The 13,235-nt window shown below is 73.5% G+C and carries 8 protein-coding genes and 2 pseudogenes; 4 read left to right on the forward strand and 6 right to left on the reverse strand.

Annotated elements, in window-relative coordinates:
* Nucleotides 1-711: 711 nt before the first annotated feature.
* Nucleotides 712-2,124, forward strand: a pseudogene (locus FNQ90_RS03210) (ComEC/Rec2 family competence protein); the annotation flags it as partial.
* Nucleotides 2,125-2,494: 370 nt separating this feature from the next.
* Here FNQ90_RS03210 and FNQ90_RS26990 read toward each other — a convergent pair.
* Nucleotides 2,495-2,725: a hypothetical protein gene (locus tag FNQ90_RS26990; protein WP_228470822.1), complete on the reverse strand. Its 231-nt coding sequence runs from the start codon at nt 2,723-2,725 to the stop codon at nt 2,495-2,497.
* 210 nt (nt 2,726-2,935) lie between these two features.
* On the opposite strand from FNQ90_RS26990, the gene holA reads away from it, so the two are divergent.
* Nucleotides 2,936-3,955: a DNA polymerase III subunit delta gene (gene holA, locus FNQ90_RS03215; RefSeq protein WP_182604864.1), complete on the forward strand. Its 1,020-nt coding sequence runs from the start codon at nt 2,936-2,938 to the stop codon at nt 3,953-3,955.
* Here holA and FNQ90_RS03220 read toward each other — a convergent pair.
* Both FNQ90_RS03220 and rpsT read right to left on the reverse strand, forming a co-directional pair.
* Nucleotides 3,876-5,216, reverse strand: a complete 1,341-nt coding sequence (locus FNQ90_RS03220) for a hypothetical protein (RefSeq protein ID WP_182604865.1) — start codon at nt 5,214-5,216, stop codon at nt 3,876-3,878. The genes holA and FNQ90_RS03220 overlap by 80 nt on opposite strands.
* A gap of 424 nt (nt 5,217-5,640) precedes the next feature.
* Nucleotides 5,641-5,907 carry a 30S ribosomal protein S20 gene (gene rpsT / locus FNQ90_RS26995; protein WP_143618085.1) on the reverse strand — a complete coding sequence of 89 codons (267 nt, stop codon included), beginning with the start codon at nt 5,905-5,907 and terminating at the stop codon, nt 5,641-5,643.
* A 405-nt stretch (nt 5,908-6,312) separates the two neighbouring features.
* On the opposite strand from rpsT, the gene lepA reads away from it, so the two are divergent.
* Complete coding sequence (lepA, locus tag FNQ90_RS03230) at nt 6,313-8,184, forward strand: translation elongation factor 4 (protein WP_143618087.1); 1,872 nt, start codon at nt 6,313-6,315, stop codon at nt 8,182-8,184.
* 365 nt (nt 8,185-8,549) lie between these two features.
* On the forward strand, nt 8,550-10,436 hold the full coding sequence (locus FNQ90_RS03235) for an AMP-dependent synthetase/ligase (protein WP_182604866.1): 1,887 nt from the start codon (nt 8,550-8,552) through the stop codon (nt 10,434-10,436).
* A gap of 143 nt (nt 10,437-10,579) precedes the next feature.
* Here FNQ90_RS03235 and hemW read toward each other — a convergent pair whose 3' ends face one another.
* The 3 genes and pseudogenes from hemW to FNQ90_RS03250 all read right to left on the reverse strand — a co-directional run.
* Nucleotides 10,580-11,812, reverse strand: coding sequence for a radical SAM family heme chaperone HemW (hemW, locus tag FNQ90_RS03240; protein ID WP_182604867.1), 1,233 nt, complete (start codon nt 11,810-11,812; stop codon nt 10,580-10,582).
* 118 nt (nt 11,813-11,930) lie between these two features.
* Nucleotides 11,931-12,782 carry a DUF3097 domain-containing protein gene (locus FNQ90_RS03245; RefSeq protein WP_182604868.1) on the reverse strand — a complete coding sequence of 284 codons (852 nt, stop codon included), beginning with the start codon at nt 12,780-12,782 and terminating at the stop codon, nt 11,931-11,933.
* Between the two features lie 105 nt (nt 12,783-12,887).
* Nucleotides 12,888-13,235: pseudogene (locus FNQ90_RS03250) on the reverse strand (MBL fold metallo-hydrolase); the annotation flags it as partial.

Raw genomic sequence — 13,235 nt, forward strand, 5'->3', positions numbered from 1 at the left:
CCCCCTCCCCTCCTGTTCCCCCTCCTGGTCGTGTGCGTCGTCGGGGGAGGTGCCCTGGGCCTCACGGTCCTGTGGTCGCGACGTTCCCGGGCCGCTCCGGTGGTCGGCCCGCCCCGTCGGCTTCCGGCGCTGTGCGCCGTGGTGTTGCTGTGCGCCGCGACCGGCGGGGCGGTGGCGACCCTGCACGCCGCGGCGGCGCGTGCCGGCCCTCTGCCCGGCGCGGCCCGGGCGGGCCTTCCCGTGGCCGCCGAGATCGAGCTCGACGGGGACCCGAAGCCGGCTCGCACCCCTTCGTTCGGCGGTACCCGCCCCCTGCTGGTGACCGGCACGGCACGCCGGGTCTCCATCGCCGGCCCCGGCCCCGGCACCGTGGCGACGGCGACCCGCACCCCGGTCCTGCTGGTGATCGAGGACGCGCACCCCGGGTGGGGTCGGCTGCTGCCCGGGACCGTCGTCTCCCTGACCGCCCGTCCCGTCCCGCCCAAGGGGGACCGCACCGACGGGCCCGTGGCGGTGCTCCGGGTGCGGGGCGGGCAGCCGCCGGAGATCGCCCGGGAACCTCCGGTCGCCCAACGCGTGGCGGGTCGGTTGCGCGACGGCCTTGTGGAGGCCGTCGCCGATCTGCCGGAGGCACCGCGCGGCCTCCTGCCGGCCCTGGTCATCGGGGACACCGGCGGGCTCCCGCCCGACCTCCTGGACGCCGTCCGAGCGGTGGACATGTCCCACCTCGTCGTCGTCAGCGGGGCCCACCTCGGGGTGCTCCTGGGGGTGCTGCTCGGTGCCCCCGGCAGAGCGGCGCTTGCCGAGCGCGGGGGACTGGCGGCCCGCCTGGGCCTCTCGCTGCGCACCACCGCTCTTCTCGGCGGCTGTCTGGTGATCTTCTTCGTCGTGTTGTGCCGCCCCGGACCGAGCGTGCTGCGGGCGGCGGCGTGCGGGGGAATCGCCATGGTCGCCCTGGCCACCGGTCGGACCCGATCGCTGCTGCCGGCCCTGGCCGCCGCCGTTCTGCTGCTCGTCCTCCACGCCCCCGGGCTCGCCCGCTCCTTCGGTTTCCTGCTCTCCGTCGCCGCCACGGCCTCCCTGCTGACCGTCGCGCCCCGCTGGAGCGCGGCGCTGCGCCGGCGCGGGATGTGGGCCCGACCGGCCGACGCCCTGGCCTCCGCGGCGGCGGCCCAGGCGGTGTGCGCGCCGATCGTCGTGGTCTTCGCCGAACGGGTCAGTCCGGTGGCGATCCCGTGCAACATCCTCGCGCAACCCGCCTTCACCCCCGCGCTGATCCTCGGGTGGGCGGCGTTGGCCCTCGCCCCCTTCCTGCCGGCTGTGGCGGCCCACCTCGTCCGGTGGGCCGCCTGGCCCGCCGAGTGGATCGCCGCCGTGGCGGTCCACGGCTCCGCGTTGCCCGGCGCGGTGATCGAGTGGCCGGGCGGATGGTGGGGCGCGCTGCTGCTGGGGACGGTCACCCTCGCTCTGATCCCGGTCCTGCGCCGGTTGCGACGCCGGCCGGTGGCCGCCTCCTGCCTGGTGCTGCTCCTGTTGGCCGTGATCCTGCGACCGGCGGGCGTGGACCCCCTGATGCGCGGCCTCACCGGCTGGCCGCCGGGAGGGTGGCGGCTGGTCGCCTGCGACGTGGGACAGGGCGACGCCACGGTGCTGGCCGCCGGGCCGGGAACAGCCGTCGTCGTGGACGCCGGTCCCGACCCGCTGGCGATCGACACCTGTCTGCGCGGACTGGGCGTGCGGAAGGTGCCCCTGGTCGTGCTCACCCACTTCCACGCCGACCACGTGGCCGGTCTGCCGGGCGTGCTGCGCGGTCGGTCGGTCGGGGCGGTACAGGTCTCACCGGTGCGGGACGTCCCGGCACAGGCGGAGTTCGTGGACCGGGTGACGGACGGGAGTGGGGTGCCGGTGGTGATCTCCCGTCCCGGCGAGCGCCGCTCGACCGGACCCGACCTGGAGTGGGAGGTCCTCTGGCCGCCGGAGGATCCCCGTGGGTACGGCTCCAACGACTCCAGCGTCACGCTGCTGCTGCGCACCGCGGGTCTGACGGTCCTGTTGCCCGGCGACCTCGAACCCCCGGCGCAGCGGGCCCTGCTCGCCGAACACCCCGATCTGGGGGCGGTGGACGTCCTGAAGGTGCCGCACCACGGATCGGCGCACCAGTACCCGCCCCTGCTCGAACGTCTCGCCCCCCGAACGGCACTGATCAGCTGCGGCGCCGACAACACCTACGGCCACCCGGCCCCGGCCCTGATCGCGGGCCTGGAGGCGGCCGGGGCCTCCGTGCTGCGCACCGATGTCCACGGCGCTGTGGCGATCCTGCCGGGTGCCGAGGATGGTGCCGCGCCCCGGGCCGTTTCCCGGGGGGCGCCCGACCCGGACGGGAAGGACGGTGGGGAGCCCGGCGGGAACACCGCGGTCCGGCCCGGCCCGGGGGAGACCGGTGATCACATCGCGCCGGGTTCCGATCCCGACCGTCCGGTGGCGGGGCGGGGGATCATCCCTCCTCCAGCCAGCCCTCCCGGGACTCGACGAGCTCCCGCAGCGCTCCGATGTCGTGACACCCCCGCGGGTCCTCCAGGACGATCAGCCACTGGGCGTCCTCGGCGTCGTCGTCACCGGCCAGGGCCTCCCGCACCGGCCGGGGCTCCTCCCCCGGGGCGGGATCGAGGAGGCCCGTCAACTCCTCCGCCACCTCCTCGGCCGCCTCCCGGTCGGGCAGCACCAGGACGTACGGGGAGGGGCGGTGGGCGCCGGGGTCCCCCCGGCGCTCCTCTCCGGCGGTGTTCTCGCTTCGATCGGTCCTCACCCCGGCAGTATCCCCGCTCCGTCCCTCGCGTCGTGCCCCGATCCCCGCCGGTCGGCCGGCCTCGGACCTCCGGGCGGGACGACCCCGCCGGCGCCGGCCTGCCGGCGGGACGTGGGATGCTGGGCCGCGATGGCTGAGAAGACGGGTACGAAGGCGAAGCGGGGCGCGACGGGTGCGGGCGGGCGCCCCGGGCCGGACGCCCCCCTGACCGTGGTGGTGGGCCAGGAGGAGTTGTTGCTCGACCGCGCGGTGCGGGAGGTGATCGCCGCCGTCCGGGCCGCCGACCCGGACACCGACGTGCGCGAGTTGGGCCCGGGGGAGCTCGCTCCGGGCACCCTCGCCGAGCTGACCAGTCCGTCGCTGTTCGCCGAGCGCAAGGTGGTGGTGGTCCGTCAGGCCCAGGACCTGGGGGCCGACGTGGTCAAGGACGTCAAGTCGTACCTCGCCTCACCCGCCGAGGAGATCACTCTGGTCCTGGTGCACGCCGGCGGGGCCCGGGGCAAGGGGCTCCTGGAGGCGGCGCGCAAGGCGGGCGCGCGCGAGGTCGCCTGTCCGAAGGTGACCCGGCCCGCCGACCGGTTGGCCTTCGTCCGCGACGAGTTCCGCGGGGCGGGGCGCAGCGCGACCCCGGCGGCCTGCCAGGCGCTGGTCGACGCACTCGGCAGCGATCTGCGGGAGTTGGCCTCCGCCTGCGCCCAACTGGTCGCCGACGTCGAGGGCACGATCGACGAGGCCGTGGTCGCCCGCTACTACACCGGTCGGGCGGAGGCGTCGAGCTTCGCCGTCGCCGACTGCGCGGTCGAGGGTCGGACGGCGGAGGCGTTGGAGGCGCTGCGTTGGTCCCTGGCCACCGGTGTGGCCCCCGTCCTGGTGACCAGCGCGCTCGCCCAGGGGGTGCGGTCCGTCGGCAAGTTGGCCTTCGCGCCGAGCGGGATGCGTTCGGCGGACCTGGCCAGGGAGTTGGGCATGCCGCCGTGGAAGATCGACCGGGTGCGCCGTCAGGTGAGGGGATGGTCCGCGGCCGGGGTCTCCACCGCCCTGCGGGCCGTGGCGGAGGCCGACGCCGCCGTCAAGGGAGGCGGTGAGGACCCGGCCTATGCCCTGGAGCGGGCCGTGGTCGCCATCGCCCGGGCGGCCCGCTCGCGCTGACCCGGCGGGGCCCCGGTCGGGCGGGAGCGCCCCCGGGACCGGCGCCGGGGGTCCCGGGAGTCGGACTCGGCCGGACCGGGATCATCCCCCTGTCGTCGGAACCGGCGCCGGAGCCGGAGCGGACCGGGCGGGCTCCCGCAGGGCCGCCAGCGTCGATACGGCGGTGCGGTCGAGCAACTCGGGGAGGTCGGACATCGGGCTCACCCCCGGGGGAGGCCCAGAAGTGCCAGCTCACGCGCAGCTCCAGGCGTCCCTCGCGGACGCTCAGGGAGCCCCATGCCGGGCCCTCGGAATGCGGGGTGGCGTCCACGACCAACCACGCCTCGTCTCCCACTCCGGGCCGTTCCTCCACGGTGTAGACGTAGTCGCCCAGCATGTGTTCCAACCCCCCGAACTCCGCGCGGATCGCGAAGCCGTCGGCCGGGTGGTGTCGGTGATGCAGGATGGTCTCGACGCTCAGCATCAACTGGCGGTGCACCTCCCCCATCGCCTCCTCCCCGTCCCCGTGAGTGCCGGGTTCCAGATAGGTCGTGCAGCGGGCCAGGTCCCAGCCGTCCCGTTCCAGGGATGCGGACTCCGGCTGGTAGGTCGGAACGCCGAACGTCTCTTCGAAGGGGGAGAGGTCCAACACGGCACACAGCTCCGGGTGGTGGTGGTGGGGTCCCGGGAGCGCCGTTCCCGGCAAATCCCGCGCCGTGAACACGATCCCCCAGACCAGGGAGGCCGCCAGGGCGCCCACCGCTCCGGCGCGCAGGCGATCCGTCAAAAGGCCCCGGAACCGCCGCGGGCCGGCGCGCCCGCCTCCACCCGATCCGTCGCTCCCCACGCCGCTTTCCACCTCGGAGTCGGGGTCCACCTCGGTGCCGGGGTCCACGCCGGTGTGGACGTCCGTATCGACGCCTCCGCCCGGGGCCGGGGCGCCATCCCCGCCCCCTCGTTCGACGATAGGGGCCTCCACCACGGCCCCGGGGTTGGCCCCGGTGGCCGGGTCCGTCCCCCGACCGCGGAAGAAGGCGCGCCGGGATCCCGCGGCGGCGGTCACCCCACCGGGGGTGTCCGAGCCCACCGGCCGACCGGAGGGCTCCCGGAGTTCGGGCTCGCCGATGATTCCGGAGACCGCTCCGTGCGCGGCGGACCGATCCGCCGCCCGACCGGCCCACGGGCGCCGCCCATCGGCCTTCCGGGGGTGCTCGTAGCCGCCGGGCCGCTCGTGCCGGTCCTCGCCGTCGTCCGGGGTCGCCCCGCTGCCGAAGAGCGTCATCCGCTCACTGTAGCCGGCGCCCCTGTGGCGGCGGGGTGGGACGTGATGGGGGGAACCGGAGGAAACCCCCGGGAAGCGCCGGGAAACGGGAGGAAGCCGGGCGGGAGGTGACTCGGGATGTTTCATCCCGAAAACGCCGAACCCGGTTCCTCCGGGAGGAGGAACCGGGTTCGGGGGAACGTCACGCGATCGGGATACCCGGTGCCCGACACGCCGGAAGCGGTCTCGGTGTCACCGGGGCGGGCGCCGCACGCACGCACGTGGCGAACGTCGGACGTGTGCGGGGCCCGGCGCCGTCCGGGGCGGAGAGAGGGGCCGCCGGTTCCGGAACGGGATCGGCTCGAGGGGCGTGCGTTCCCCGTGCACGTGTCGGTTCCTGCGGTCCGGCCGGAAGGGCCGGGCGGGAACCGTCACCCGCGGGGAGTCAGGCGTTCAGCGACCCGAGCTGCTTGGCCAGCGCCGACTTCTTGTTGGCGGCGTTGTTGGGGTGCAGCACACCCTTGCTGACGGCCTTGTCCAGCTTGCGGAAGGCGGTGCGGGCCGCGGCACCGGCCTGCTCGGCGTCACCGGCCGCGACGGCCTCACGGGCACGACGGACAGCGGTCTTCAGCTCGGACTTGACGGCCTTGTTGCGCTGCCGGGCCTTCTCGTTGGTCTTGATGCGCTTGATCTGGGACTTGATGTTCGCCACGAAATGAGCCTTCTCGGGGTCGGGGTTTCCGATACGGGAGTGTCTCCGGTGTCCCCGGCGGGAGGCCGGTGCGGAGACGGTGCCCGGTCCCCGCTGTCGGTCGGAGCCGACGCGCGCGCGGGACGGAGGCACGGCAGTCGACTCTACCAGCGGGCCGACTCCGGGTCCCAATCGGCGGGCCCGCCCCGGCCGGCGGCGGCGCGGGGCGCCGGTGGACCGGTGGGGGATGGCTCCCGATCACCGATGAACGGAGGCGGGATACGACGTGCGACGGTGGGGTGCGGGCGTCCCCCGCCGTCATGGGACCATGGGGGAGAACCCCCTATCATCCCGGGAGACCCGGGCCCGGCCCGCCGGTCCCTCCCGGCCCGCAGAATCCCAGACCTCCACCCGACAGGACCCCGCGTGCCCGCGACGACCCTTTCGAACGCTCCGGAGCCGAGCCGCACCGATCCGGCCGTCATCCGCAACTTCTGCATCATCGCGCACATCGATCACGGCAAGTCGACCCTCGCCGACCGGATGCTCCAGCTCACCGAGGTGGTGGACAACCGGCAGATGCGCGCGCAGTACCTGGATCGGATGGACATCGAACGGGAACGCGGCATCACCATCAAGTCGCAGGCCGTGCGGATGCCGTGGGGGTACGAGGGCACGGCGCACATCCTGAACATGATCGACACCCCCGGCCACGTGGACTTCACCTACGAGGTGTCCCGGTCGCTGGCCGCCTGCGAGGGGTGCGTCCTGTTGGTCGACGCCGCCCAGGGCATCGAGGCGCAGACGCTGGCCAACCTGTACCTGGCGATGGAGAACGACCTCACCATCATCCCGGTCCTCAACAAGATCGACCTGCCGGCGGCGCAGCCGGAGAAGTTCGCCGGGGAGTTGGCGCACCTGATCGGCTGCGAGCCCGATGAGGTGCTGCGGGTCTCCGCCAAGACGGGCGAGGGCGTGGGGGAACTGCTGGACGAGGTGGTGCGCCGGGTGCCGCGTCCCACCGGCGACGCCGACGCCCCGGCCCGCGCGATGATCTTCGACTCGGTCTACGACGCCTACCGGGGCGTGGTGACCTACGTGAAGATGGTCGACGGTCGGTTGGGGCACCGCGACCGGATCCGGATGATGTCCACCGGCGCCGGCCACGAGCTGCTGGAGATCGGTGTCAGCTCCCCGGAGATGACCGTCGCGGACGGCCTGTCGGTGGGTGAGGTCGGCTACCTCATCACCGGCGTGAAGGACGTGCGGCAGTCCAAGGTGGGCGACACCGTCACCCACCAGCGCAACGGGGCCACCGAGGCGCTGGGCGGGTACAAGGACCCCAAGCCGATGGTGTTCTCCGGCCTGTACCCGCTGGACGGTTCGGATTACCCGGACCTGCGCGACGCCCTGGACAAGTTGCAGCTCAACGACGCCGCGCTGGTCTACGAGCCGGAGACCTCGGCCGCGCTGGGCTTCGGTTTCCGGGTGGGCTTCCTGGGGCTGCTGCACCTGGAGGTCATTCGGGAGCGCCTGGAGCGGGAGTTCGGCCTCGACCTGATCGCCACCGCCCCCAACGTCGTCTACACGGTGACGATGGAGGACGGCTCCGAGTACGTGGTGACCAACCCCAGTGAGTACCCGACCGGCAAGATCGCCGAGGTGCGGGAGCCGGTGGTGCGGGCGACGCTGATCGCGCCCAGCGAGTTCATCGGCGCGATCATGGAGCTGTGCCAGAGCCGGCGCGGGTCCCTCCTGGGCATGGACTACCTCTCCGAGGAGCGCGTCGAACTGCGCTACACCCTGCCGCTGGCCGAGATCGTCTTCGACTTCTTCGACGCCCTGAAGTCGAAGACCCGGGGCTACGCCTCCCTGGACTACGAGACCACCGGCGACCAGGCCGCCGATCTGGTGAAGGTCGACATCCTGCTGCACGGCGACAAGGTGGACGCCTTCTCGGCGATCGTGCACCGCGAGAAGGCCTACGCCTACGGCGTGAAGATGGCCTCCAAGTTGCGGGAGCTGATCCCCCGGCAGCAGTTCGAGGTCCCGATCCAGGCGGCCATCGGTGCCCGGGTCATCGCCCGCGAGACGGTGCGCGCCATCCGCAAGGACGTGCTCTCCAAGTGCTACGGCGGTGACATCTCCCGCAAGCGGAAGCTGCTGGAGAAGCAGAAGGAGGGCAAGAAGCGGATGAAGGTCGTCGGTCGGGTGGAGGTGCCGCAGGAGGCGTTCATCGCGGCGCTCTCCTCGGATTCCGACGGCGGTGCCGGCGAGGGCAAGGGCCGCGGCAAGTAGTCGCCGGCGGAGGCACCCGGGAAACGGCCGGGGCGGGCGATCGGTCGCCCGCCCCGGCCGTTTCCCCCGTTTCGGGGCGACGCGGTCCCCCCGGAGGGGGGAAACGGTCGCCGGGGCCTTCCGGTGAACGGGGGAACGGGCCGCCCGCCCCGGCCGCCCCGGGCCCGGGGCGGAGGAGAGGGGCGGTGACCGGGAAGGCGTGATGATCACCCCTCCGCCACGACCTCACGCGCCGTAGGATGGGCACAGGCTCATATCGACCGGCACGCGAACCCTTACGCACGAGCGCCGGCCCATCTAGGGTGAACGCCACTCGAGGTTACTCGTGAGTCACCCCCAAAGAAGTGCGGGACCCGGAGGAAGTCGTGAGCGAGAAGCAGAATCCGATCGAGAACCGTCCGCCGTCCGTGGCGCACCTGTTCCTCGATCGGGTCGAGGCAACCCCCGACAAGGAGGCATACCGCTACCCGGTTCCCTCCCCCGGCGACGGCCCGGACGACTGGCGCGCCTACACCTGGGCCGAGGCCGCGCAGCGCGTCTTCGCCATCGCCGCCGGACTCATGTCCCTGGGGATCCGCCCGGAGGAGCGGGTGGCCATCGCCTCCTCCACCCGGGTGGACTGGATCCTCGGCGATATCGGCATCCTGTGTGCCGGCGCCGCCACCACCACGGTGTATCCGCAGACCAACGCCGATGAGACCGCCTTCATCCTGAAGGACTCCGGCAGCCGCGTCCTCATCGCCGAGGACGCCGCGCAACTGGCGAAGGCCCGGGAGCGTCGCTCCGAGCTGCCGGACCTGGCGCACGTGGTGGTCATCGAGACCGCCGACGCGGTGGCCGCCCCGGAGGACCCCGAGGGCTGGGTGCTCTCCCTGGAGGAGTTGGCCGAGCGCGGTCGTGCCCACCTGGAGAAGAACCCGGAGGCGGTCCGGGAGTCCGTGGCCTCCCTGCGCGCCGATCAGCTGGCCACCCTCATCTACACCTCGGGCACCACCGGTCGTCCCAAGGGCGTGCGACTGCGCCACGACGCGTGGTCCTACATGGGACACGCCATCGAGGCCATCGAGTTGATGAAGCCGGACGACCTTTCCTACCTGTGGCTGCCGCTGGCCCACGTCTTCGGGAAGGTCCTGATCGCCGGCCAGATCAAGATCGGGCACTCCGCCGCCGTGGACGGTCGGGTGGAGAAGATCATCGAGAACCTGCCGGTGGTCCGTCCCACCTACATGGCCTCCGTGCCGCGCATCTTCGAGAAGGTCTACAACGGCGCCGCCAACAAGGCCCGGGAGGGCGGAGCGGCCAAGTACAAGATCTTCCAGTGGGCGGCGGGGGTGGCCAAGGAGTACGGCCGGGTCACCCAGGACAACTTCTTCCGCACCGGGGCCCACACCGCGCCGGCGGGCCTGCGGGTCAAGCACGCGATCGCCGACAAGCTGGTCTACTCCAAGCTGCGTGAGCGCTTCGGCGGTCGGATGCGGGCCTGCGTCTCGGGTTCCGCGGCGCTCGCCCCGGAGATCGGCTACTTCTTCTCCGGCGCCGGAATCCACATCCTGGAGGGCTACGGCCTGACCGAGAGCAGCGCCGCCAACTTCGTCAACCCGGGCGCCGCCTACCGCACCGGCACCGTCGGCAAGGCGCTGCCCGGGCTGGAGGTGCGCATCGCCGACGACGGCGAGATCCTGCTGCGCGGTCCCGGCGTGATGGAGGGCTACCACGGGCTGCCGGAGAAGACCGCCGAGGTGCTGGAGCCGGACGGCTGGTTCCACACCGGTGACATCGGTGAGCTGTCCGACGACGGTTACCTGCGGATCACCGACCGCAAGAAGGACCTGTTCAAGACCTCCGGCGGCAAGTACGTGGCGCCGACCGAGGTCGAGGGCCGGTTCAAGGCGGTGTGCCCGTACGTGTCGAACATCCTGGTCATCGGCGCGGACCGGAACTTCTGCACCGCGCTGATCGCCCTGGACGAACTCTCCCTGATGGCCTGGGCACGTGAGAACGGCATGGAGGACCTGGACTACGCGCAGGTGGTCGCCGACTCCCGCACCCGGGAGATGGTGGACGGATACGTGCAGCAGCTCAACGAGGGTCTCCAGCGGTGGCAGACCATCAAGAAGTTCCGCATCCTGCCGCGCGACCTGGACGTGGAGCACGGTGAGCTCACCCCGAGCCTGAAGCTCAAGCGGCCGGTGGTGGAGAAGGCGTACGGCCACCTCATCGAGGAGATGTACGAGGGCGCCAAGGTCGGCTGACCGGTTCGATCGGTTTCGGTCCGGCCGAGTCGGGCCCGGCCGCGTTCGGACGACGGGGGCGGGATCCATCGGGTCCCGCCCCCGTCGACGCGTCCGCGCCCCATCCGCGCTCCCCACCGGGTTCGGGGAGCCGGGCGGGCGGCTCAGTCGACCAGATCCCGGGCCACCGCGTCGGCCAGCAGCCGACCGCGCAGGGTCAGCGCCGCCCGTCCCGCCGCGAAGGCGTCCTCCCGCAGCAGCCCGTCGGCCAGGTACCGCTCGGCGGCGGCGCGACCCTCGGGTTCCAGCAGGTCCAGCGGGCAGCCCTCGACCATGCGCAGTTCCAGCAGGACGCGCTCGACGCGGCGTTCGGCGGCGCTCAGGATTTCCCGCCCCGCGCCCGGCGAACGCCCCTCGGTCAGCGCGCGGGCGTACGCGCCGGGGTGGCGTTCGTTCCACCACCGCACCCCACCGACGTGACCGTGCGCGCCGGGGCCGGCCCCCCACCAGTCGCCGCCGGTCCAGTACAGCTCGTTGTGCCGGCAGCGGCCGGCGGGGGAGGTCGCCCAGTTGGAGACCTCGTACCAGGAGAACCCGGCGGCCGAGAGCGCCTCCTCGGCGATCAGGTACCGGTCGGCGTGCACGTCGTCGTCGATGGCCGGGATCTCCCCCCGTCGCACCCGACGGGCCAGCGCGGTGCCCTCCTCCACGATCAGCGAGTAGGCCGACAGGTGGTCCGGCCCGGCGCCGATCGCCGCCTCCAGGGAGGCCCGCCAATCGTCGTCGCTCTCACCCGGGGTGCCGTGGATGAGATCCAGGCTGATGTGCTCGAACCCCGCGGCCCGGGCCTCGGCGACGCACTCCTCCGGGCGCCCGGGCCGGTGCCGGCGCTCCAGGATCCGCAGGACGTGCTCGCGCGCGCTCTGCATCCCGAAGGAGATCCGGGTGAAGCCGGCCTCGCGGAGGGCCGCCAGACGGGTGGGGTCCACCGACTCGGGGTTGGCCTCGATGGTGGCCTCCGCGTCCGGGGCCAGGCCGAACTCCTGCCGCAGCGTCTCCAGCAGCCGGCCCGGGTCCCGGGTCGGCAGCAGGGTGGGGGTGCCCCCGCCCAGGAAGACGGTCCGCACCGGACGCGGGTCGTCCCCCAGGACCTTCCTGGCCAGCCGGATCTCCTCGATCAACAGATCGGTGAAGTTCTCCCGGTTCACCCCCGCGCCGTCCGGTCCGCGCAACTCCTCGGCGACGTAGGTGTTGAAGTCGCAGTAGCCGCAGCGGGAGGCGCAGAAGGGGACGTGCAGGTAGAAGCCGAGGGGGCGCCCGGCGGCGCCGTCGAGCGCGCCGGACGGCAGCGAACCGTCGGTGGGGACCGGCTCGCCCCCGAGGGGGATGGAAGGCATGGGTCCATTCTCCCGGATGTCTCCCGGATGTCTCCCGGATGCCCTCCCGGATGCCCTCCCGGGTGCCCTCCGGAGGGCACCCGGGAGGGGGAGGCCTCGGGTCCGTGCCCCGGGCGGGTCAGGGGCCGGCGGGGCCACCCACCGTCACGTGGTCGATGAGGTGTTCCACCGGTCCGAGCAACGCCGGCTCCAGGTCCCGGTAGGACCGCACCGACCCCAGGATGCGCCGCCAGGCCGCGCCGGTGTTCTCCGGCCAGCCCAGGGCCCGGCACACACCGGTCTTCCAGTCCTGCCCCCTCGGCACCCGGGGCCATGCCCCGATGCCCACCGAGGCGGGCTTGACCGCCTCCCACACGTCCACGAAGGGGTGGCCGGTGATCAGGACGTGCGGTCCGCAGACCTCCGCCGCGATGCGGGACTCCTTGCTGCCGGGCACCAGGTGGTCCACCAGCACGCCCAGCCGGGCCCCGGGGCCGGGGGAGAAGTCCGCGACGATCGCGGGCAGGTCGTCGATGCCCTCCAGGTACTCCACGACGACGCCCTCGATCCGCAGGTCGTCGCCCCACACCTTCTCCACCAGTTCGGCGTCGTGGCGTCCCTCGACGTAGATCCGACCGGCGCGCGCCACTCGGGCGCGCGCTCCGGGGACGGCCACCGACCCGGATGCGGTCCGCCCCGGGCCCGGTGTCCCCGAGGGGTCGGGCGCCCGGGCGGGGCGCGGGCGCACCAGGGTCACCGGTCGTCCCTCCAACAGGAAGCCGGCCGGTGCCAGGGGGAAGACCCGCTGCTTGCCGAACCGGTCCTCCAGGGTGACGGTGGGACCCTGCGCGGTCCGCTCGCAGCGGATCACGGCGCCGCAGAAGCCGGTGGTCACCTCCTCCACCACCAGATCCGCATCGGCGGGCACCTCGGGCACGGGGGCCCGCTTCCGCTTCCACGGCGGGGTGAGGTCGGGGCCGTACTCACGCATGCGCACCGGCCGAGTCTAGAACGGCGTCCCCCCGCCGTCGGCGACCGCGCGGGGGGTGTCGCGCGGTCGCCGACCGGATCCCGGGCGGGTCCGCGGAGCGGCGGCTCAGCCGGCCCCGGTCGGGTCGAACCGCTCGACGAGTGCCGCGCGTTGTGCGCGCAGGAAGGGCGCGTCCACCACCGCGCCGTGGCCGGGCACGTAGCGGGCCTCCCCGCCGCCGAGGCGCAGCAGGCGGTCGATCGCGCCGGGCCATCCGGCGGGGTGGGCGTCCGGGCCGGCCTGCGGCTCGCCGGACTCCTCCACCACGTCCCCGCAGAAGACCACCGGGGGGATCCCCGGCGCGCCGGTCACCAGCAGGGCCAGGTCGTGGCCGGTGTGGGCGGGGCCGAGCGCCACCGCCAGCACCCGGCGCCCGGCGGGGGAGGCACCGACGGGCAGGGTGAGGGACGGGGC

Source organism: Streptomyces alkaliphilus, assembly GCF_014141535.1.
Classification (GTDB): domain Bacteria; phylum Actinomycetota; class Actinomycetes; order Streptomycetales; family Streptomycetaceae; genus Streptomyces; species Streptomyces alkaliphilus.